General features: G+C 74.0%; 20 protein-coding genes. 9 read left to right on the top strand and 11 right to left on the bottom strand.

The features are described 5' to 3' along the window. Positions 1–75: 75 nt before the first annotated feature. The 5 genes from PS271_RS04480 to PS271_RS04460 form a co-directional block, all read right to left on the bottom strand. The gene (locus PS271_RS04480) at positions 76–891 is read right to left on the bottom strand and encodes a GntR family transcriptional regulator (protein WP_398380275.1); all 816 of its coding nucleotides are present in this window, start codon (positions 889–891) and stop codon (positions 76–78) included. Between the two features lie 17 nt (positions 892–908). Further along, positions 909–2243, bottom strand: a complete 1335-nt coding sequence (hmgA, locus tag PS271_RS04475) for a homogentisate 1,2-dioxygenase (RefSeq protein ID WP_398380273.1) — start codon at positions 2241–2243, stop codon at positions 909–911. A 104-nt stretch (positions 2244–2347) separates the two neighbouring features. Further along, on the bottom strand, positions 2348–2965 hold the full coding sequence (locus PS271_RS04470; RefSeq protein WP_398380271.1) for a TetR/AcrR family transcriptional regulator: 618 nt from the start codon (positions 2963–2965) through the stop codon (positions 2348–2350). A 142-nt stretch (positions 2966–3107) separates the two neighbouring features. Then, positions 3108–3737 carry a TetR-type transcription factor C-terminal domain-containing protein gene (locus PS271_RS04465; RefSeq protein WP_398380270.1) on the bottom strand — a complete coding sequence of 210 codons (630 nt, stop codon included), beginning with the start codon at positions 3735–3737 and terminating at the stop codon, positions 3108–3110. Beyond that, a complete protein-coding gene (locus PS271_RS04460; protein ID WP_398380268.1) occupies positions 3734–4495 on the bottom strand; it encodes an SDR family oxidoreductase in 762 nt (253 codons plus the stop codon). The genes PS271_RS04465 and PS271_RS04460 overlap by 4 nt, the downstream gene beginning before the upstream one ends. Before the next feature lie 134 nt (positions 4496–4629). Here PS271_RS04460 and PS271_RS04455 point away from each other — a divergent pair, with 134 nt between their 5' ends. From PS271_RS04455 to PS271_RS04435, 5 genes are all read left to right on the top strand, one after another. Then, complete coding sequence (locus PS271_RS04455) at positions 4630–5925, top strand: exo-beta-N-acetylmuramidase NamZ family protein (protein WP_398380267.1); 1296 nt, start codon at positions 4630–4632, stop codon at positions 5923–5925. 162 nt (positions 5926–6087) lie between these two features. Continuing rightward, entirely contained in the window at positions 6088–7464 is a 1377-nt protein-coding gene (locus PS271_RS04450; RefSeq protein WP_398380265.1) for an erythromycin esterase family protein, read from the top strand. A gap of 138 nt (positions 7465–7602) precedes the next feature. Next, the gene (locus PS271_RS04445) at positions 7603–8913 is read left to right on the top strand and encodes a serine-threonine protein kinase (RefSeq protein WP_398380264.1); all 1311 of its coding nucleotides are present in this window, start codon (positions 7603–7605) and stop codon (positions 8911–8913) included. A gap of 196 nt (positions 8914–9109) precedes the next feature. After that, positions 9110–9721 carry a hypothetical protein gene (locus PS271_RS04440; protein WP_398380263.1) on the top strand — a complete coding sequence of 204 codons (612 nt, stop codon included), beginning with the start codon at positions 9110–9112 and terminating at the stop codon, positions 9719–9721. Positions 9722–9842: 121 nt separating this feature from the next. Beyond that, complete coding sequence (locus tag PS271_RS04435) at positions 9843–11285, top strand: amidase (RefSeq protein ID WP_398380261.1); 1443 nt, start codon at positions 9843–9845, stop codon at positions 11283–11285. Between the two features lie 43 nt (positions 11286–11328). Here PS271_RS04435 and soxR read toward each other — a convergent pair whose 3' ends face one another. Further along, on the bottom strand, positions 11329–11784 hold the full coding sequence (gene soxR, locus PS271_RS04430) for a redox-sensitive transcriptional activator SoxR (RefSeq protein ID WP_120757838.1): 456 nt from the start codon (positions 11782–11784) through the stop codon (positions 11329–11331). Positions 11785–11978: 194 nt separating this feature from the next. Between soxR and PS271_RS04425 the strand changes: the two genes are divergently transcribed. Further along, positions 11979–13397, top strand: coding sequence for an aldehyde dehydrogenase family protein (locus PS271_RS04425; RefSeq protein WP_398380260.1), 1419 nt, complete (start codon positions 11979–11981; stop codon positions 13395–13397). Positions 13398–13482: 85 nt separating this feature from the next. Further along, positions 13483–14580: a Zn-dependent alcohol dehydrogenase gene (locus PS271_RS04420; protein ID WP_398380258.1), complete on the top strand. Its 1098-nt coding sequence runs from the start codon at positions 13483–13485 to the stop codon at positions 14578–14580. A gap of 46 nt (positions 14581–14626) precedes the next feature. Here the strand turns inward: PS271_RS04420 and PS271_RS04415 are convergent, their stop codons facing one another. The 5 genes from PS271_RS04415 to PS271_RS04395 all read right to left on the bottom strand — a co-directional run bounded on the left by PS271_RS04415 (position 14627) and on the right by PS271_RS04395 (position 19112). Then, positions 14627–15139, bottom strand: coding sequence for a DUF2165 domain-containing protein (locus PS271_RS04415; protein WP_398380257.1), 513 nt, complete (start codon positions 15137–15139; stop codon positions 14627–14629). A gap of 127 nt (positions 15140–15266) precedes the next feature. Further along, positions 15267–16481, bottom strand: a complete 1215-nt coding sequence (locus PS271_RS04410; RefSeq protein WP_398380256.1) for an acyl-CoA dehydrogenase family protein — start codon at positions 16479–16481, stop codon at positions 15267–15269. 6 nt (positions 16482–16487) lie between these two features. Next, positions 16488–17513 carry a phosphotransferase family protein gene (locus tag PS271_RS04405; protein WP_398380254.1) on the bottom strand — a complete coding sequence of 342 codons (1026 nt, stop codon included), beginning with the start codon at positions 17511–17513 and terminating at the stop codon, positions 16488–16490. A 107-nt stretch (positions 17514–17620) separates the two neighbouring features. After that, a complete protein-coding gene (locus PS271_RS04400) occupies positions 17621–18562 on the bottom strand; it encodes an MBL fold metallo-hydrolase (protein ID WP_398380253.1) in 942 nt (313 codons plus the stop codon). 109 nt (positions 18563–18671) lie between these two features. Then, a complete protein-coding gene (locus tag PS271_RS04395; RefSeq protein ID WP_120757830.1) occupies positions 18672–19112 on the bottom strand; it encodes a MarR family winged helix-turn-helix transcriptional regulator in 441 nt (146 codons plus the stop codon). A gap of 132 nt (positions 19113–19244) precedes the next feature. On the opposite strand from PS271_RS04395, the gene PS271_RS04390 reads away from it, so the two are divergent. Both PS271_RS04390 and PS271_RS04385 read left to right on the top strand, forming a co-directional pair. Next, a complete protein-coding gene (locus PS271_RS04390) occupies positions 19245–20738 on the top strand; it encodes an MFS transporter (RefSeq protein ID WP_398380251.1) in 1494 nt (497 codons plus the stop codon). 39 nt (positions 20739–20777) lie between these two features. Beyond that, the gene (locus PS271_RS04385) at positions 20778–21704 is read left to right on the top strand and encodes an NADP-dependent oxidoreductase (protein WP_398380249.1); all 927 of its coding nucleotides are present in this window, start codon (positions 20778–20780) and stop codon (positions 21702–21704) included. Positions 21705–21940 lie beyond the last annotated feature (236 nt).

Below are 21940 nucleotides of genomic sequence, written 5' to 3'. Positions count from 1 at the left end.
CCGGGGAGGGCGGTACGCCCCGCGGTGCGCGCGGCGGTGCGCGCCCCCTTCGAGCGCCATGAGCCGCCCCGTGCGTCAGTCCGCCCCCGGCTCCCGGCCCGTCCGCGGCTCGGGGTCCGTGCCCGTCTCCGTCTCCAGCGTGGTCTCCGTCTCCAGCGTGACCGTGAAGGAGAACCGGTCGCCCCGGTAGCGGATCCGGGCCACGTCCACCGCCCGGCCCGACGCGTCGTACGTCACGCCCGTGTAGTGCAGGATCGGGCTCAGCAGCGGCACTTGCAGCAGCCGCGCCGTCTCCGGGTCGGCGAGCCGGGCCTCGACCGTGTCCGTGATCCGGCTGATCCGGACGCCCACGGCGTCCCGCAGCACCTTCGTCATCGGCCACCGGGCCAGGTCCGCCACGTCGATGCGCGCGGCGACCTCCGGGCGGACCAGGTTCTCCGCCCAGTTCGTCGGCTCGCCCGACTCCCCGTCACAGCGCAGCCGCCGGAAGGCCACCGCCTCCGCCAGCCCGGGGAAGTGCTCGGCCAGCTCCGCCGGGACGGGGGCCGGGCCGTGGCCCAGCACGGTCGTCCGCTCGCCGGACTGCTGCGCCACGATCGCGTCCACCGAGCCGAGCAGCCGCACGGGGGAGCCGCGCCGGGCGCTCGGCTCGATGAAGGTGCCGCGCCGCCGGTGCCGGCTGATCAGCCCCTCCTCCTCCAGCTCCTTCAGCGCCTGCCGCATGGTCAGGACGCTCACGCCGTAGTGCTCGGCGAGGGCGTCCTCGGTGGGCAGGCGCAGCGGGTCGCCCGGGCAGCGCCCGAGTATCGAGGCCCGCAGCGACTGCGACACCTGGTACCAGAGCGGCAGCTTGCGGTTGAGCGCGAGGGAGTCGGGGGCGAAGGTGGTCACGCGGAGCTCCGTGGGCGTCAGCGACGGAAGTGGCGCTGCAGACCCTGCCACACGCCGTCGTAGCCCGTCTGCAGGTGGTCGGCGGCGGCCGCCTGCGCGGTGAGCGCCACGGGCCAGCGCGTCTCGAACATGAAGGCCAGCCCGTCGTCCACCTTCTGCGGCTTCAGCTCGGCCGCGCTCGCCCGCTCGAAGGTGTCCCGGTCCGGCCCGTGCGCCGACATCATGTTGTGCAGCGACCCGCCGCCCGGCACGAAGCCGCCCTCGCCGGCGGTCTTCGCGTCGTACGCGCCCTCGATCAGGCCCATGTACTCGCTCATCACGTTCCGGTGGAAGTACGGCGGCCGGAAGGTGTCCTCGCCCACGAGCCAGCGCGGCGCGAAGACGACGAAGTCGACGCCCGCCAGGCCCGGGGTGTCCGACGGCGACGTGAGCACCGTGAAGATGGACGGGTCCGGGTGGTCGTAGCTGATCGAGCCGATCACGTTGAAGCGGCGCAGGTCGTAGACGTACGGGACGAGGTTGCCGTGCCAGGCGACCACGTCGAGCGGCGAGTGGTCGTACGTCGCCGTCCAGAGGTCGCCGCAGTACTTACTGACGACCTCGACGGGCCTCTGGACGTCCTCGTACGCGGCGACCGGCGCGAGGAAGTCCCGCGCGTTCGCCAGCCCGTTCGCGCCGATCGGCCCCAGCTCGGGGAGGACGAACGGCTGCCCGTAGTTCTCGCAGACGTAGCCGCGGGCGGTGGCGTCCAGGAGCTCGACGCGGAAGCGCACCCCGCGCGGGATCAGCGCCATGTGCCCCGGCTCGGCGCGCAGCAGCCCGAACTCCGTCCGCAGCAGCAGCCCGCCGCGCTCGGGCACGATCAGCAGCTCGCCGTCGGCGTCGCTGAACACCCGGTCGGTCATCGAGGCGTTCGCGGCGTAGAGGTGGACGGCCATGCCGGTGCGCTGCGCGACGTCGCCGTTGCCGCCGAGGGTCCACAGGCCGGCGAGGAAGTCCGTGCCCGCGGGCGGCTCGGGCAGCGGGTTCCAGCGCAGCCGGTTGGGGTCGTGCACGGCGCCGGCGAACGGCGCGCTCGCCAGCCCGCCGTTGCCGGTGCGGGTGAACTGCGGGTGCGCGGCCGAGGGCCGGATGCGGTAGAGCCACGACCGGCGGTTGCTGTGCCGGGGCTCGGTGAAGGCCGTGCCGCTCAGCTGCTCCGCGTACAGCCCGAGCGGGGCCCGCTGCGGGGAATTGCGCCCTTCCGGCAGCGCCCCCGGGACGGCCTCGCTGCTGTGCTCGTTGCCGAAACCGGCCGAGTAGGAGAGCCCCTCGGCGGTCTTCCGCGCCTGCTCGTTGCCCGTACCGCTCATCGCGTGCTCCCAGCGCTGATGGATTCCTATGGGAGACCGTAGGATTCCCGGCGGGGCGCGTCAATGGATCAGGGGCGGCGTGTGGGGGGACCGGGCCGGGCGCGCTACTTCTTCGCGTACCCCACCATGCGCAGCGCCAGGTCCGCGTACAGCTCGCCCACCTCGTCCGGCGTGCGCTTACCCCCCGACGTGAACCAGCGGGCCACGTCGATGCACAGGGACAGCACGGCCAGCGTGGTCCCCGGGACGTCCGGGGTGTCGAACTCGCCCGCCGCCACGCCGTCCTCGACGATGGAGCGGACGGCGGCGTCGGTGTCCCGGCGCAGGGCGACGATCTCCGCGTAGTGCTCCTCGGCGAGCGCCCCCAGCTCGTACTGCACGACGCGCGCCGTCGTGTGGTGCTCGGCGTGCCAGCGGACGAAGGACCGCACGGCCTCGCAGAGCCGGTCAGCGGGGCTGCCGGCGGAGTCCCGCGCCCGGCGCAGGATGTCCAGGGCGAGCCGGTGGCCGACGATGCTGATGCGGTAGAGCAGCTCTTCCTTCGTCTTGTAGTGGATGTAGAGCGCGGCGGGGCTCATGCCGGCGCGGCCCGCGATGTCGCGGGTGGTGGTGGCGTGGTAGCCGCGCTCGGCGAAGGCCTCGACGGCGGCGGTCACCAGCCGCCGCGCGGCGTCGGGCGTGACGTCGGCCCACTGCCCGCTCTGCTGCCCCTCCGCACCCATCCCACGCCCCGCTCTCCCGGTCCGCCCCGGGCCCTGCGCCCGCGGAACGAACACCATACCCCGGGGTGAGCGGGCGCTTAGGGAGGTGGGGAGGAGCCCCGGCCGGCCCCCGCCACGGCTTTTCCGGCCGCCGGCCCGGGCGTTACGGGCGCAGCGCCCGCATCAGCAGATCGGCCAGGTGCCCGGCCACCTCCTGCGCGCTCAGCCTGCCCTCCGCGCGGTACCAGGCACCCAGGTGGTGCACCGAGCCGAAGTGGTAGTCGACCACCAGGTCGGCGGGGGTGGCCGTGGTGAACACGCCCGCGCGCTGGCCCTCCTCGACCAGGGCCCGGAAGCGCTCGTGGTAGCGGCGCCGCTCCGCCCGGACCTGCGCGAGCTTCTCGGGCCCCAGGTGGTGCATGGAGCGGAAGAAGATCGTCGTGTCGTCGAGGTTCTCTATGGTGGTGATCACGACGTCGGCGGCGGCCTCCCGCAGCCGCTTCTCGACGGGCGCCCGCGAGCCCGCGAGGGCGTCCAGCCGCTCCTGCTGGAGCCGCAGCACCCGCCCGTAGACCTCGTGCAGCAGGTCGTCCTTCGACCCGAAGTAGTGGTAGAGGGCGCCCTTCGTGACGCCCGCGGCCTCCACGATCTCCTGTACGGACGTGCGGTCGTAGCCGCGGTCGGCGAAGAGCCGGGTGGCGGCGGCCAGCAGCCGCTGCGGCACGGAGTCGCCGTCCGGCGCGGGCTTCGTGTCGGCCTGCGGCCCGGCGGCCGCGCGTGCGCCGCCGCTCACAGGCCCTCTTCCAGCTTGCGCTGGAGGTGGTTCATGCCGCGCAGCCAGCGGTCGGGGTCGGTCGCGCGGGCCGCGTAGTAGTCCGCGACCTCCGGGTGCGGCAGGATCAGGAAGCGGCCCGCGGCCATCCCGTCGAAGAGCGCGTCCGCCACCTGCGCGGGCTCGATCGCCGTGGGCACGAGGATCAGGTCACCGGCCGGGCCCGTGCCGCGCAGCATGTCCGTCCGCACGCCCTGCGGGCAGATCGCGTGGACCTCGATGCCGCAGTGCCGGTAGGTGAGCGAGAGCCACTCGGCGAAGGCCAGGGCCGCGTGCTTGGAGACGCTGTACGGGGCCGAGCCGAGCATCGTCAGCAGCCCGGCCGCGGAGACCGTGGACACGAACCGGCCGCTGCCGCGGTCGAGCCACTCGGGCAGCAGCTTGCGCGCCGCGCGCACATGAGCCATCACATTGACGTCCCAGGCGGTCTCCCAGAGGGCCTCTTCGGCCTCGGGCCCGCCGGTGGGGGCGACTCCGGCGTTGGCGCAGTAGATGTCGACGCGGCCGCCGAGCGCCTCGCGCGCGGCCTCCACGACGTCGGAGGCGTCGCCGGGCACGGCCGTCGCGCCGATCTCCGCCGCGACCGCCTCGGCCTTGCCGGCGTCGAGGTCGTTGACCGCGACCCGCGCCCCCTCGGCCGCGAACCGGCGGGCGAGCGCGGCGCCGATGCCGCCTCCCGCCCCGGTGACGACGACTCCCGCGTCCCGCACGATGCCCACGCTCGGTCTCCCTCGGCTCGGCTGCACCGCGCAGACTAACCAGTCGGTATGTGCCGGGGGAAGAGGCCCGGAACGCGGTCCGGAGGCGCGCCCTCCGGCATTCTGCCCACCGGGCCGCCGGAGCGTTAGCGTGCATGACCATGCGGCACTCTTCCGGGGGACGCCCCCCGTACGCACGGCATGTGACGCGCCGCCAGGTGCTGGGAACGGCGGCCGCGGGCGCCCTCGCCGGCCCGGCCGCCGCCCCGCCGGCGCGGGCCGCGTCCGCCCCGCGCGTCCGCACCGGCTTCGAGCGGCTGGCGGAGAGCGGATACGCCCTCCTCGACGGGGACCGGATCGGCGTCGTCACCAACCCCACGGGCGTCACCAGCGACCTCCGGCACGTCGTGGACGTCCTGCACGCCGACCGCCGCGTGGACCTCCGCGCGGTCTTCGGCCCCGAACACGGCTTCCGCGGCACGGCGCAGGCCGCCGGCTCGGAGCCGACGACCACGGACCCGGCGACCGGCCTGCCGGTCCACGACATCCACGGCAAGCGCGGCCGGGAGCTCGCGGACCTGTTCGCCCGGGCCGGCGTGGACACCGTCGTGTTCGACATCCAGGACGTGGGCGCGCGCTTCTACACGTACGTGTGGACGCTCTACGACTGCCTGATCGCCACGGCGCTCGCGGGCCTGCGGACCGTCGTCCTGGACCGGCCCAACCCCCTCACGGGCCGCGGCGCGCACGGCCCGGTCCTGGAGCGCCCGCTCGCGTCCGGCGTGGGCCGCGAGCCGGTCGCGCAGGCGCACGGCATGACCGTCGCCGAGCTGGCCCTGCTGTTCAACGCGGCGTACGTGCCGGCGGCGGCCGGGCGGCCGGCGCGGCTGGACACCGTGCCCATGAGCGGCTGGCGCCGCGGCGACCTCTTCGCGGACACCGGGCTGCCGTGGGTCCCGCCCAGCCCCAACATGCCCACGCCGGACACCGCCCTCGCCTACCCGGGCACCTGCCTGCTGGAGGGCACCACCCTCTCCGAGGGGCGCGGCACCACCCGCCCGTTCGAACTCGTGGGCGCCGAGGGCATCGACCACCGCTGGGCAGCCGCCCTCAACGCGCTGGACCTGCCCGGCGTGCGTTTCCGGGAGGCCTACGCGGTCCCCGCGTTCTCCAAGTTCCAGGGGCGCACCATCGGCGGCGTACAGCTGCACGTGCACGACCCCCGGGCCTTCGAGCCCGTACGGGCGGGCATCGCGCTGCTCGTGACCGCCAAGCGGCTCCGGCCCGGCTTCGCGTGGCGCCCGGACCGGTGGATCGACCGGCTCGCGGGGACCGCGTCCGTCCGCACGATGACCGACGCGGGCGCGCCCGTGGACGACATCGTGGCGGCCTGGCGGCCCGGGCTGGAGGAGTTCCGGGCCCTGCGCGAGGAGCACCTGCTCTACGGCTGACCGCGAGCGCCCCTACGGCTGACCGCCGTGACCGCCCGGGGGCTGTCCCCACCCCGTCCCCGGGGGCGCATCGGATGGTCCCGCAGGGCCGCGCCGGGAATCGTGGAACGGGCCACCGACGCACGGCCCACCGACACGGTCCGACCCCGAGGAGTGCCCCGCATGACCCCCCAGCGCCGCCGCCGGCGCACCGGCCTTCCCGCCGCCCTGCTGCTCACCCTGCTCGTGTGCGCCCTCTCCTGGACACCCGTCCTCGTGCAGCGGGCGCAGGCCCGCCCCGCGGACGCCGTGGCGGCCCTCGCCTCCGCCGCCCACCCCCTGCGCACCACCGAGCCGGGCGGCAGCGTCGCGGACCTGCGCCCGCTCGGCGCCATGATCGGCGACGCCGAGGTCGTCGGCGTCGGGGAGGCCACGCACAGCTCGCACGAGTTCTTCACCAACAAGCACCGCATCTTCCGCTACCTCGTAGAGGAGAAGGGCTTCACGGCCTTCGCCCTGGAGGCGAACTGGAGCGCGGGCCTGCGCATCAACGACTACGTGCTGCACGGCAAGGGCGACCTGCGGAAGATCATGCAGGAGGAGTTCCAGGACGCGTACCAGCTGTGGAACACCCGCGAGTACCTCGACCTGTTCACCTGGATGCGCGACTACAACGCCCACCACGCGCGCAAGGTGCAGTTCCTGGGCAACGACGCCGCCTACGCCGGACCGGAGCTCTTCGACCGGGTGACCGGCTACGCCCGTGAGCACCACCCCGCGCTCCTGCCCCGCCTCGCCGAGCTGTACCGCGGGCAGCGCCCCGAGCCCGGCACGAGCGTCAAGGACACCATGCAGGCGCTCCTGAAGCAGCCGCTCGCCGAGCGGCGCGCGAACGCCGACCGGGCCCGGCAGGCCCTCGACCTGCTGGCCGGGCAGCACCCCGGCGGCGGCCACAGTGGCTCCGACCACCGCGCCTTCGACAGCGCCGTGCAGGACGCGCGCGCCGTCGCCCAGGTCGCCGGGATGTACACCTACGACCTCGACGATCCCAAGGGCGTCGCCGACTGCATGCGCTACCGCGACCGGGTCATGGCCGACAACACCGTCTGGTGGCAGCGGCACACCGGGCAGAAGATCCTCCTGTCCGCGCACAACGCCCACGTCTCCTACGTGAGCGACAACCCGGCGCAGTACCCGAAGATGCAGGGCGCGTTCCTGCGCGACCGGCTCGGCAGCGCGTACGTCAACGTCCGGCTCACCTTCTCGGAGGGCTCCTTCAACACCGTCGACGACGAGGGGCGCACGAAGCCCGTCACGCTCGGCCCCGCCGCGCCCGGCAGCAACGAGCACACCCTCGACCAGGTGGCCCACCGCCCGGCCTGGCTGCTGGACATGCGCACCGCGCCCCGCGCCGCGAAGGACTGGCTGGCCGCCGCCCGGCCGACCCGCAACATCGGCACCGCCTACCCGGAGCCGGAGTACATGACCGCGCTCGGCCGCTCGTACGACCTCCTCATCCACGTCCACCGCATCCGGGCGGCCGAACTCCTGACCCCCTGACGATGCCCTGATCCGCGGTGCGCACGGTTCCAGGACACGGAAGCGTGAACCGCGTGACAGGAGCCTGGACAGTCCTCCCCGGCAGCGGGACGATGCGCCCGCATCGGGCCGCTGCCGAGGGGGAATGCCATGTCCGGCATGAGCGCGGAACCTTACTGGGAGCTCACGTTCGACGCCGGCGGGGACGCCGACGCGGGCGAGCGCGACGCCCTGATACGCGGCGCCGTGAGCGAAGGCCTCACCGATCTGGTGGTGTTCGCCCACGGGTGGAACAACGACAGGCCGATGGCCACGGACCTCTACTCCCGCTTCTACGCACCCTTCCCCGGCCTGGTCGCCCGCGCCCCCGGCGTCCGCATGGGCTACGCGGGCGTGATCTGGCCGTCCATGCGCTTCCCGGGCGAGGCCGTCCCCGACTTCCCGTCGGCGGCCCCCGAGGCGCCCCCCGCCCCGCCCGCCCTCGACGCCGCCACCCGCGAGGCCCTGGTCAGGATCCTGCCGTGCGAGCGGGCCGTGATGGACCGGCTCGCGGAGCTGGCCGCGGAGCAGTCCGATGACCCCGCGCGCCTGGAGGAGTTCGTCTCCCTCGTCCGCGGCCTCGCCCCCGCGCAGCCGCAGGGCCTCGGGGCCGGGGAAGCCGCCGAAGGGCCCGACGAGGGGGACGCCTCGTACCTGCTCACGGGCGACGCCCGGCAGGTGTGCGAGAGCTTCGCCGCCGCCCTCGACCGGATGGGCGCCCTGCCGCCCGCCTTCCTCGGCGGAGCCCTGAAGCGGCTGTGGGGCGGCGCCCTCGAAGTGCTCCGGCAGATGTCGTACTACACGATGAAGCGGCGCGCGGGCACCGTCGGCGAGAAGGGCCTCGGGCCCGCGCTCGCCCTGCTCGCCGAATCCGCCACCGGGCTGCGCGTCCACCTGGCAGGGCACAGCTTCGGCGCCCGCCTCGTGTCCTACGCGCTGCGCGGCCTGCCCGACGGCGGCACCGCCCTGAGCAGCGTGACCCTCCTCCAGGGCGCCTTCTCGCACTACGCCTTCTCGTCCCGCCTGCCGTTCGACACCGGCCGCGGCGGGGCGCTCGACGGGCTGCACCGGCGGATCCGCGGACCGCTGGTGGCCTGCCACTCGCGCCACGACTCCGCGCTGGGCACCCTCTATCCCCTCGCGTCCATGACGTCCCGCGAGGACAGCAGTGTTCTCGGCGGTCTCGGCCTCGACGACGGCCGGTGGGGCGCCGTCGGCCACGACGGCCTCCGGGCCGTGGACCCCTGCGCCCGGATCGCCCTGGACGCGGCGCTGCGCGGCGGCCTGCCCGCCGAAGGGTGCGTGAGCGTGGACGTCTCGTCGGTCGTCGCCCGCGGCGGCCCCCCGTCGGGCGCCCACAGCGACATCTGCCACGAGGAACTGGCCCGCGTCATCCTCCACGCCGGCCGGGTCCTGCCGGCCGGGCCGTGAAGGAGGCCACCGGACCGGGCCGAGCCGGCCGGACCGGGCGACTGAACCGAGCCTGATGAACCCGTCCCCACATCCCGGCGCGACTTCGGGGTAGCAGAGCGGAGTCGGCCGCACACCGCGGCCGAGGGATCCGAATGGCGATGAGTTACGTCCCTTCCATGTCGATCCGAGTCCGCGCTGTCGGAGGTGGGATGCAGTGGCAGGTTTCAGAGCACTCGCACGAGAGGTGCGCAATCCACGGAACACCATCGCCTTGCGGCGGACCTCCCTGCGCAAGTGCCTCGAGCGCTTCGCCCCGTACGGGCACCGGGCGACCTGGCACCACCTGTGCGACCTGGCCGGGATCGCCCCGGCCGACCGGGCCCCCGACCCGGCCCGCCTGGTCGTCGCCCTGAGCGAGCTGGAGGAGGCCCGCGCGGTCTGGCTGGCCTACGAGGCGTCCTTCGCCGACCGCCGCAAGCGCGAGAAGCACGACGGCATCCGGCAGCCCGCCGCCGTCGACGCATGGCACCGCAACACCTGGGGCGGCTGTGACATCGTGCCCTGCGTGAGCCCCGACGTCTACCCGGCCGAACGGCTCTCCGACGTGCTGCGCCGGGTGATCGCCGCCATGGAGGCCGAGCCCGGGAACGTCTGCCCCGTCTGCTCGCAGGACCATCTGGAGTGGCGCCCCGACCTGGACCGCTGCCCCGCGCAGGGCCCCGTCTGCGCGGACTGCGGCATCGTCGTGCCCGCGCCCGTACTCACCGCGGGGGCGCTGGCGTCGGCCCGCCGCCGGGTGCTGGAGGACCGTTACGCGGCGGTGTGAGCGAGGCCGCGGCGTGGCGGAAGTGATCCGCAGGAGGCCGGGAAAGGGGGGTGTCCGCCGTCCGGTGGTGGTGCGAGGATGCAGCGCACGGCCCACCGGTGTGCGAGAAGAGGCGGACGGCATGGCGCAGTTGCACGATCTGACCGCGTTGGAGCAGGGGGCGGCGGTGCGGGCGGGAGAGGTCTCGCCCGTCGAGCTGACCGAGCACTACCTGGAGCGCATCGGACGGCTGGACGCCACCGTCGGGGCGTTCGTCACCGTCACCCCCGAGACGGCGCGCAAGCAGGCGGCCGACGCCGAGAGCGCGGCCTCGGCCGCCCGGCGCGAGGGCCGCGCGCTGCCGCCGCTGCACGGCGTGCCCGTCCCGGTCAAGGACCTCAGCCAGGTCGCCGGCGTGCGCTGCACGATGGGCTCGGCCGCCTACGCCGGCAACGTCGCCACGATGGACGACCACGTCGTGGTGCGGCTGCGGGAGGCCGGCACGATCCTGCTGGGCAAGACCAGCACGCCCGAATTCGGCCTGTCCTCGCACACCGAGAACGCCCTCGTGCCGCCCGCCCGCACCCCCTGGGACCTCGGCCGCTCGGCCGGCGGGTCGAGCGGCGGGGCGGCGGCCGCGGTCGCCGCGGGCCTCGCGCCGCTCGCGCACGGCGGCGACGGCGGCGGCTCCATCCGCATCCCGGCGTCCGCGTGCGGCCTGTTCGGCATCAAGCCCAGCCGCGGCCGGGTGAGCGGCGGCCCGCTCCTGCACGACGTGACCGGCCTGGTGACCCACGGGCCCCTCGCCCGTACGGTCGCGGACGCCGCCGCGCTCCTCGACGTCCTCGCGGGGCCGATGCCCGGCGACCCGTACGCGGCGCCCGCGCTCCCGCCCGGCGAGACCTTCGCGGAGCACGCCCGGCGCGCCCCGGGCCGGCTGCGCGTCGCCCACCTCACGGAGGCGCCCGTTCCGGGCGTGGAGGTGCACCCCGAGTGCCGGCGCGCCGCGCAGGAGGCGGCGGACCTGCTGCGGGAGCTCGGCCACGACGTGGAGGAACTGACGCTCCCCGGCGACGAGTCCCTCGCGCGGGCCTTCATCACCGTCTGGGAGGTGACCGCGACGCTCCCGCCCGTACCGCCGGGCGGCGAGAAGCTCCTGCTGCCCCTCACCCGCCACCTGCGCGAGCGCGGCGCCCGGGTCACCGGCACGGAGTTCGCCGCCGCCCTGCGGCAGATGCGCGGGATCGCCCAGCTCGTCGACGACGTCCTGCAAGCGCCGGGCACCGGCTACGACGTGCTCCTGTCGCCCACCCTCGCCCGGCCCCCGCTGCCCGTCGGCGGGCTGCGCAACGACGACGACCCGGCGCGGGAGTTCGCGGACCTCGCCGCCTTCACGCCGTTCTGCCCGCTCTACAACGCGACCGGCCGGCCCGCCGTGAGCGTGCCGCTGCACTGGACGCCCGAGGGCCTGCCCGTCGGGATCATGCTCGGCGGCCGCTACGGCGACGAGGCCGGCCTCATCGCGCTCTCCGCCCAGCTGGAGGAGGCCCGGCCGTGGGCGGGGCGGCGGCCGGGCATGTGGTGAGGGCGGGCGCCCGGGGAGCGGTGTTCGCCGGCGCCCGGCTCGGTCAGCGCTCGACCAGCAGGCGCGAGCCCGCGCCCCGCAGGCCGTTGCGGTCGTCGGGGTTGGACAGCGCGCAGGTGTCCAGCGACAGGCAGCCGCAGCCGATGCAGTCGTCCAGGTGGTCCCGCAGCCGGGTCAGCTGCTTGATGCGCTGCTCCAGCTCGCCGCGCCACGTCTCGGACAGCCGGGCCCAGTCCTCGTGGTTCGGGGTGCGCTCGTCCGGCAGCTCCGAGAGCGCCTCCCGGATCGTGGCCAGCGGGATGCCGACCCGCTGCGCGGCCCGGATGAAGGCCACGCGGCGCAGGGCGTCACGGTCGTAGCGGCGCTGGTTGCCCGAGGTGCGGCGGCTGCTGATCAGACCCTTGGTCTCGTAGAAGTGCAGCGCCGAGACCGCCGCGCCGCTGCGCGCGGACAGCTGGCCGACGGTCAGTTCCTGGAGCGTGTACGAAATCTGCGGCACGAACAGACCTTACGTGACCGGTGGCTCCCGGCATTGAGACGACGGCCACACCGCCGCGTGGGGCGCACTCTGGTACGGCCGGTGCGCGCGGCGCTAGCGTGGGGTTTTCCGCAGTTATCCGAAGCTGTCAGCAGCTTTCCCGATCCGGGACCCGGAGCCTTCCCTCCGGTTCCGCTTTCGCGAGGAGACGACCCGTGAGCGCGCACGACGGCATGTACATCGACGGAGCCTGGCGCCCCGCCGAGGGCACCGGCACGATCGACGTCGTGAACCCGGCCGACGAGCAGGTCGTCGGCACCGTCCCGGCCGGTGACGCCCGGGACGTCGACGCGGCCGTCCGGGCGGCCCGCGCGGCCCTGCCCGGCTGGGCGGCCACGCCGCCCGCGCGGCGCGGCGAGTACATCGCCGCCCTGCGCGACGCGCTCGCCGCCCGCAAGGACGAGATCGCCGCCACGATCACGGCCGAGCTCGGCTCGCCCAAGGGCTTCGCCCAGCGGGTCCAGACGGGGCTGCCGATCGCCGTCGCCGGCTCGTACGCCGAGCTCGCCGCGAGCCACCCCTTCGAGGAGCGGATCGGCAATTCGACCGTCCTCCACGAGCCCGTGGGCGTCGTCGCCGCCATCACGCCCTGGAACTACCCGCTCCACCAGGTCGTGAACAAGGTCGCCCCCGCGCTGGCCGCGGGCTGCACGATCGTCCTCAAGCCCGCCGAGGACACCCCGCTGACCGCGCAGCTCTTCGCCGAGTGCGTGGACGCGGCCGGGATCCCCGCGGGCGTCTTCAACCTCGTCACCGGCCTCGGGCCGGTGGCCGGCCAGGCGCTCGCCGAGCACCCCGGCGTCGACCTCGTCTCCTTCACCGGCTCCACGGCCGTGGGCAAGCGGATCGGCGCGCTGGCCGGCGCGGCCGTCAAGCGCGTCGCCCTGGAGCTGGGTGGCAAGTCCGCCAGCGTCATCCTGCCCGGCGCCGACCTCGCCAAGGCCGTTGCCGCGAACGTCGCCGACGTCTGCCGCAACACCGGCCAGTCCTGCAACGCCCTCACCCGTACGCTCGTCCACGCCGACGTCTACGAGGAGGCCGTCGCCCTCGCCGCCGCCGCGGTCGCCGACTTCGCGCCCGGCGACCCCGCGCAGGACGGCGTCCGGGTCGGCCCGCTCGTCAACGCCAAGCAGCACGCGCGCGTGCGCGGCTACATCGACAAGGGCGTCGAGGAGGGCGCACGCCTCGTCGCCGGCGGCGCGACGCCCCCCGAGGGCCTCGACAAGGGCTACTACGTCACCCCGACCGTCTTCGCCGACGTCACGCCGGAGATGACCATCGCCCAGGAGGAGATCTTCGGCCCCGTGCTCTCCTTCATCAAGTACGAGGACGAGGACGAGGCCGCCCGGATCGCCAACGGCACGGTCTACGGCCTCGCCGCCGCGGTCTGGGCCGCCGACCAGGAGACGGCCGCCGCCTTCGCCCGCCGGCTGGACGCCGGCCAAGTGGAGATCAACGGCGGCGGGTTCAACATCCTGGCGCCCTTCGGCGGCTACAAGGAGTCGGGCGTCGGGCGCGAGCTGGGCGTCCACGGGCTGGGGGAGTACCTCCAGACGAAGTCGCTCCAGTTCTGACGCCTTCCGCTTTCGCTTCCGCTTCCGCTCCCGCCTCCGCCTCTGCACCGCATCGCCGCATCGCCCCACCGTCGAGAGGAATGGCATGGTCCGCGCCGCCGTACTGCCCGCCGTGGGTGCTCCGCTCCGGATAGAAGAGATCGTCCTGCCCGCGCCCGGCCCCGGGCAGGTGCGGATCCGCCTCGCCGCCGCCGGGGTGTGCCACTCCGACCTCTCCTTGTCCAACGGCACGCTGCGCCAGCCCGTGCCCGCCGTCCTCGGGCACGAGGGCGCGGGCCGGGTCACCGCGGTCGGCGAAGGGGTCACGCACGTGGTGCCGGGCGACCTGGTCGTCCTCAACTGGGCGCCCTCCTGCGGCGGCTGCCACTTCTGCGGGCTCGGCGAGCCCTGGCTGTGCGCGGGCTCCGCCGCGGCCGCCGCCATGCCGTACGCGAGCCTCGCCGCCGACGGCAGCGCGCTCTACCCGGGCCTCGGCACGGCCGTGTTCGCGGAGGAGACCGTCGTCCGCGCGGATGCGGCCATTCCGCTGCCCGTGGGGATCCCGCCGGTCGAAGCGGCGCTGCTGGGCTGTGCGGTGCTCACCGGCTACGGCGCGGTCCACCACTCCGCGCGGGTCCGCGCGGGCGAGTCCGTCGCGGTCTACGGCGTCGGCGGCGTCGGGCTGGCCACCTTGCAGTCCGCGCGGATCGCCGGCGCGGGCACGATCGTGGCCGTGGACGTCTCCCCGGAGAAGGAGGCGCTGGCCCGGGCCGCCGGCGCCACCCACTTCGTCGTCGCCGGCGCGGACACGGCCAAGGTGGTCCGCAAGCTCACCGGCGGCTGGGGCGCGGACGTCGCCATCGAGTGCGCGGGACGGGCGGACGCGATCCGTACGGCCTGGTCGTCGACGCGCAAGGGCGGCCGGACGACGGTCGTCGGCATCGGCGGGATGGACCAGCAGGTGACGTTCTCCGCGCTGGAGCTCTTCCACTTCGGCCGCACGCTCTCGGGCTGCGTCTACGGCAACAGCGACCCGGCGAAGGACCTGCCCGTGATCGCCGAGCACGTGCGCGCGGGCCGCTTCGACCTGTCCGCCCTGGTGACGGCGCGGATCGGCCTCGACGGGATAGCCGACGCGTTCGAGGCGATGCTCGCGGGGCGGGGCGGGCGGTCGCTCGTGGTCTTCTCGGGCGCGGAGGTGTAGGAGGCGGCTCCGGGCGGCCCTGCCGGTCCTCGGGCCGCCCGGGCCGTCAGCCCTCCGAGTGCCACTGCGGAGACGGCAGGTGGATCAGCACGAGCACGAACCCGGCCAGCAGGAAGTTCCGCTCCGCGGCCTGCAAGCCGTTCCACTTCTGGGACTGCCACATGGCGAACCACTCGCCGCCGATCGCGATGAAGCCCGCGCCGAACAGCAGCAGGACCATCACCAGCCCCAGCGTGCTCACGCGCCGCGCGCGCCGGAAGCCCGCGCCGCGGCTCGTGAAGCCGCGCACCCACAGGACCGTTGCCCCCACGAGCACGACCGCGGCCAGCACCTCCCAGATGATGATCGCGAGGTAGGCGATGTCCTGGAGCGTACGGTCCGTGATGGACCGCCACATCAGGTCGTCGTCCCGGAACGTCGTGTCCATCGCCAGGACGTGCCGCACGAACTCCTGGTTCGTCCCGAAGTCGGTGATGTTCCCGAAGGCGACGAGCGCCATGTAGAGCGCGACGGTGCCGGTGAGCGCGGCAGCGGCGAACGGCAGACCTCCCAGCCGCATGGTGTCCCCCTTAATGGCCTTGGGCCTTGGCCTGATGGCTCTTTACATGGCTTCCCGGTCCGCAAAGAACCAAGCCTGCCCAGGGCCCGGCAGGGGCGGGCCACCACCCGGCCCGCCGGCCGGAAGGCTAGCGATACTGCCGCAGCTCCCGCCGCGCCAGTGACCGCTGGTGCACCTCGTCCGGCCCGTCCGCCAGCCGCAGCGTCCGCGCCGCGGCCCACAGCTCCGCCAGCGGGAAGTCCTGGCTCACGCCGCCCGCCCCGTGCAGCTGGACGGCCTTGTCGAGGATGTCCACGACCGTCCGCGGAGTGGCGATCTTGATGGCCTGGATCTCGGTGTGCGCGCCGCGGTTGCCCACGGTGTCCATCAGCCACGCGGTCTTGAGCACCAGCAGCCTCAACTGCTCCACCGCCACGCGCGAGTCGGCGATCCACTGCTGCACGACGCCCTGCCCGGCCAGCGGCTTGCCGAAGGCCGTACGGTCCAGGGCGCGCCGGCACATCAGCTCGATCGCCCGCTCGGCCATCCCGATCAGCCGCATGCAGTGGTGGATGCGGCCGGGGCCGAGGCGCGCCTGGGCGATCGCGAAGCCGCCGCCCTCCTCGCCGACGAGGTTCGCCACCGGCACCCGTACGCGGTCCAGGACGATCTCGGCGTGGCCGCCGTGGTAGTGGTCCTCGTAGCCGTAGACCCGCATGGCGCGCCGGACCTCCAGGCCGGGTGTGTCCCGCGGGACCAGCACCATCGACTGCTGGCGCCGCGGGTCGGCGCCGTCCGGATCGGTCTTCCCCATCACGACGAAGATCTCGCAAGCAGGGTTCATGGCACCGGAGATGTACCACTTGCGGCCGGTGATGACGTACGCGTCGCCGTCGCGCTCGATGCGGGTCCCGATGTTCGTCGCGTCGGAGGAGGCGACATCCGGCTCGGTCATCGCGAACGCCGACCGGATCCGGCCGTCGAGCAGCGGCTCCAGCCAGCGCTTGCGCTGCTCCTCGCTGCCGAACTGGGCGAGCAGCTCCATGTTCCCGGTGTCGGGGGCGGCGCAGTTGAGGGCGGTGGGGGCCAGCTGCGGGCTGCGGGCGGTGATCTCGGCGAGCGGGGCGTACTGGAGGTTGGTCAGCCCGGCGCCGTACTCCTCATCAGGAAGGAAGAGGTTCCACAACCCCTGCCGCCGCGCCTCCGCCTGGAGCTCGGCGACGACCGGCGGCGCGGTCCACGGGTCGGTCAGCCCGGCGCGCTGCTCCTCGGCGACGGCCTCCGCCGGGTACACGTGCTCGTCCATGAACGCGAGCAGCCGCCCGCGCAGTTCCTCGGTGCGGGCGTCGAATGCGAAGTCCATGGCCGGTCAGCCCTTCCGCAGGGTGGTGAGTCCGTTGTCGATGAAGCGCGGGACGAGCTGCCCGATGCGGTCGAAGCCCGCGCCGACGGTCTGCCCGAGGGTGTAGCGGTAGTGGATGCCCTCCAGGATCACGGCGAGCTTGAAGTAGGCGAACGCCGTGTACCAGGGGAGGGCGGAGACGTCGCGGCCGGACGCGGCGGCGTAGCGGTCGACGATCTCGGCCGGGCCGGGGTGCCCCGGGGCGTCGCGCGTCGTGCTGATGGGGGAGCCGGGGACGGGCTCCTGCTCGCTGTACATCACCAGCAGGCCGAGGTCGGTGAGCGGGTCGCCGAGCGTGGACATCTCCCAGTCGAGGACGGCGGCGACCGTGTCGTCCGCGCCGATCAGGACGTTGTCGAGCCGGTAGTCGCCGTGCACGACCGTGGCGGCGGGGGAGGCGGGCAGCGCCGCGGCCAGGGCGGAGTGCAGCGCGTCGATGCCGGGCAGCTCGCGGTTGCGGGACGCCTCCAGCTGCTTGCCCCAGCGCCGCAGCTGCCGCTCCAGGAAGCCGTCGGGCCGCCCGAAGTCCGCGAGCTGGGCCGCCTCCGGATCGACGGCATGCAGCCGTACGAGCGTGTCGGCGAGCCCCAGCACGACCTTCCGGGTGCGCTCCGGGCCGATCTCCGCGAGCTGCGCCGCCGTCCGGTACGGCGTCCCCTCCACGAACTCCATCACGTAGAACGGCGCCCCGAGCACGCTCTCGTCCTCGCACAGCAGCAGCGTCCCCGGCACCGGCACCGCGGCCGTCCGGTGCAGTGCACTGATCACCCGGTGCTCGCGCCGCATGTCGTGCGCGGTGGCCAGGACGTGCCCGAGCGGCGGCCGGCGCACCACCCACCGGCCCGTGCCGTCACTGACGGCGTACGTGAGGTTGGACCGCCCCCCTTCGATCAACTCGGCGGCCAGCGGCCCCCGCACGAGCCCGGGAAGCTCCCGGTCCAGACAGGCCCGCAGCCGCTCCGGATCGAGTCCGGGGGGATTGCCCTTGCTCATCGCACGCTCCTCGTCAGGGGAGTTGACCACCACGTCCGCAGGCCATCATGCCGACCGGTCGGTATGCCGTCCAGAGCGCGCCGGACGCCGGGTGCCCGGGCGCCGGATCACGCGTGGCAGACCATCAGGCGGCCGCCGTTCATCGTCATCATGTCGCCGACGGCGGCCGGCAGGTCGAGGGGCTCCCCCAGGGGGCGGCCCTCCAGTTCGGCGTAGGCGCGGTGGAGGTTGGCGACCAGGCGTTCGCTCTCGTGGAGGGCCGCGAACTCGCCGAGGTCGGCGGCGCGGGCGGCCTCCAGGGGAGTGCGGCCGGCGGCGTGTTCCGTACGGGCCAGGTCCTGCAGCCAGTGGAAGTAGCGCTCCAGGACGTCGTACGCGCCGGGGTCGGTGACCGGGCCGTGGCCGGGCACGACCGTCTCGGCGTCCAGTTCGCGCAGGACCTTCAGGGAGTGCAGCGAGCCCGCGAGGGAGCCCATGAGGAGGAACGGGGTGCCGCCGTTGAAGACGAGGTCACCGGTGAAGACGACGCGCTGCTCGGGCAGCCAGGCGATGGTGTCACCGGTGGTGTGCGCCGGGCCCGGGTGGATCAGCCGGATCTCGGTGTCGCCCACGTGCAGCGCGAGGGTGTCGGTGTACGTGACCTCGGCGGGCGTGATCCGGACGTCCCCGTACTCGACCCCGGGCCAGATGCCGTGCAGTTGCAGGCCGGCGTCGAGGGTCTGGCGGCGGCACTCCTGGTGGCCGACGACCGTCGCCTCGGGGAAGACGCAGTTGCCGTAGGTGTGGTCGCCGTGGTGGTGCGTGTTGACGATCGTGGAGGGCAGGGGCGCGCCCGCGTCCGTGACGGCGTCGCGCAGCAGCCGCGCCCGGCGGACGGTGGCCGTGGTGTCGATCAGCGCCGTCCGGCCGCCGCCGGTCACGATCCCCGCGTTGTTCAGGCACCAGCCGCCGTCGGGCTGGACGAAGGCCGTGACACCGGGGGCGACGTCGACGGTGTAGGGCTCGGCCTGCTCCGCTCCGACGGGCGCGACCGGGCTCGTGCTGCACATGGAAGACCTCCCCTTGCCTCCGCGCGGGGTGCGCGGAACGGACTGCCCGTCAGAATACGGGCGACGGGGAGGCGGCACGGAAAGGGCCGGCCACGGTGCTCCGGGCCCGTCAGCCGCGGTGCTCCATGCCGGGGCGCAGGCGCTCCAGGAGCCCGTACAGCGTGGTGCGCTCCTCCTCGTCGAGGGCGTCGAGCGCGCTGTGGGTGGCCTGCATCTCGGCGCGGACGCGGCGGATGGTCTCGTGGCCCTCGTCGGTGGCGACGACGTTCTTCACGCGGCGGTCGGCGGGGTCCGGCTCGCGGCGCACCAGGCCGCGGGCCTCCAGGCGGTCCACGATGCCCGTGACGTTGGAGGCGTCGCACACCAGCAGGGTGGCGAGCTTGCGCATGGGGACGGGGCCCTTGAGCTGGGCGAGGAGCTTGGCCTGGACGGACGTGAGGCCGTGCCGGGAAGCGGCGGCGGCGAAGTCCTGCCACTGGGCGGTGCCGAGCGCCGCCACGAGCTCCAGGAGCTGGGCCTTGGTCGGGGTCCGGGGTGCGGTGGCGGTCATGCCTCGAGTGTACTCAAGAGGTTGAGGTAATAAAACATTAACTTGACTACCTGAAGTATTCCGGCCTACCGTGGTCCGAGTTGCTTGACGATCTCAAGCATCAATGTCGTGAAGTAACAAGAAGGACTCCCCTTGACCTCCTCACCGGCCGCTGCACCGGCCTCTCCGCGCAACGAGACGGTCATCGTCTTCGCCCTGAGCCTCGCCGCCATGGTCGTGTCGATGATGCAGACCCTGGTCGTCCCGATCCTCGGCCTCATCCAGAGCGACCTGGAGACCAGCTCCGCCAACGTCAGCTGGGTCACCACCGCGACCCTGCTCTCCGCCGCCGTCTTCACCCCGCTCCTCGGCCGCTTCGGCGACCAGCACGGCAAGAAGAAGACCCTGGTCGCCGTGCTGATCGTCATGGTCGCCGGCTCCGTCCTCGCCGCCGTCACCCACTCCCTGCTGTGGCTGATCGTCGGCCGGGTCCTCCAGGGCGCCGCCACCGCGATCTTCCCGCTCGCGCTCTCCGTGCTGCGCGAGGAGGTCCGCCCCGCGAAGCTGCCCGGCGCCATGGCCATGGTCAGCGGCACCCTCGCCTTCGGCAGCGGCCTCGCCCTCGTCGCCACCGGCCTGCTGACCTCCGGCGACAACCCCGACTACCGCAGCGCCTTCTGGCTGGCCACCGGCCTCGCCGCGCTCGCGCTCCTCGCCGTCGTCTTCCTGGTCCCCGCCACCCGCGAGACCACCGGCGGCCGCACCGACGTCCTCGGCGCGCTGACCCTGGCCGCCACCCTCGTCCTGCTCCTGCTGCCCATCACCCAGGGCCACGAGTGGGGCTGGTCCTCCGCCCGTACGATCGGCTGCTTCGCCGGCGCCGTCGTGATGGCCGCTGTCTGGACGCTCGTCGAGCGCAAGGTGCGCGAGCCGCTGGTCGACATGAAGATGTTCGCCCACCGCCCGGTGCTCTTCGCCAACATCGCCGGCCTCCTCGTCGGCTTCGGCTCCTTCGCCCTCTTCATCGGCGTGTCCTACCTCGTCCAGATGCCGGAGAAGATCGCCGGATACGGGTTCTCCGCCAGCGTGCTGCGCGCCTCCGTCGAGTACCTGCTGCCCAGCACCATCGTGTCGCTGCTCGCCGCCCCGGTCGGCGGCCAGCTCGTCCGCCACAAGGGCCCCCGCCTGGTCCTGCTGCTCGCCTCCCTCATCGGCACCGCCGGCTTCGTGTGGATCGCGCTCGACCACGAGCACACGGTCTCCGTGATCGCCGCCGGGATGTTCGTCGGCGCCGCGATCAGCTTCGGCTACGCCGCCATGCCCGCCGTGATCGTCGCCAGCGTCCCGCCCCGGCAGACCGGCATCGCCAACGGCATCAACTCCATCTCCCGCTCCACGGGCAGCGCCATCGGCAGCGCCATGATCACCACGGCGCTCGCCTCCAAGAGCCTGGAACACCTGCCGCCGGGCGCGCCGAAGCTGCCTGCCGAGAGCCAGTTCACGCTGACCTTCGTCATCGCCGGCACGGCGTTCCTGCTGGTCGCCTTCGTCGCCGGGCTCGGCCTGCGGAAGATCCACGCCCGGCACGCCGAAGTGGCGGACCACGCCGCCACGGCGGACGCTGAGACCGCACCCGCCGGCGCCTGACGCGCACGCCCGACACCCCCCCCGCGAGGAGCACCACCCATGAAGGCCATCAGCTACCGGACCTACGGCGGGCCCGAGGTCCTCGAATACGGCGAGCGGCCGAACCCCAAGGTCGGCCCCGACTCCGTCCTGATCAAGGTCAAGGCCGCCGCGGTCAACCCCGTCGACTGGAAGGCCCGCGCCGGCTACCTCGACCCCGCCCTCGACGCGGTCTTCCCCGTCATCCCCGGCTGGGACGTCGCGGGCGTCGTGGTCCGGCCCGGCGCCGACGCCACGGAATTCGCCGAGGGCGACGAGGTCATCGGCTACGTCCGCGAGGACTTCCTCTCCCGCGGCACCTTCGCCGAATACGTCGCGGCACCCGTACGGACCCTCGCGCGCAAGCCGAAGAACCTCACCTTCGAGCAGGCCGCGGGGCTGCCGCTGGCCGGGCTCACCGCCTACCAGGCCCTGGTCAAGGCGCTCCGGCTGTGGGAGGGCGAGACCGTGCTGATCCACGCCGCGTCCGGCGGCGTCGGCAGCATGGCCGTCCAGATCGCCCGGCACTTCGGGGCGCGGGTCATCGGCACGGCCAGTGAGCGCAACCACGAGTACCTGCGCTCCCTCGGCGCGGAGCCCGTCCTGTACGGGGACGGGCTCGCCGAGCGGGTGCGGGCGCTGGCCCCGGAGGGCGTCGACTCCGTGCTCGACCTCGCCGGCGGGGACGCGCTCACGGTCTCGCCCGGGCTGCTCGCCCACGGCGGCCGGCTCGCCTCCGTCGCCGACCCGGCCGTCCTCGGCCTCGGCGGCCGCTACGTCTTCGTCCGCCCGGACCACTCCGACCTCACGGCCCTCGCCGACCTGGCGGAAAACGGCAAGCTCACGGTCGAGGTGGCGAAGACGTTCCCCCTGGCTCGCACGGCGGAAGCCCACCGCCTCAGCGAAGAGGGCCACACCCGGGGCAAGATCGTAGTAACGGTCGACTAACGCGCCGAGCCGCGGCCCCACCGCCCGCGCGCACTCCGGGCCCGGCCCGGCCTGACCGCCGGTGCCGGCACTTTTCTCCGCCGTGGCGGCGAGCAACTACCACGGCGGATCCCGGCGGTGCCGCTCCGGGCGTGGCCCGGGTTGGGCACCGCCGTTCAGGCGCGTGGTGGTTGCTCGCCGTGGCGGCGGAGGGGATGTGTGCTCGGCTGCAGAGTTGCCGGCTCCTGGCATGGTCC

This window comes from Streptomyces sp. SCA2-17 (assembly GCF_044336695.1).
This window is presented reverse-complemented; position numbering and strand designations above follow the sequence as displayed.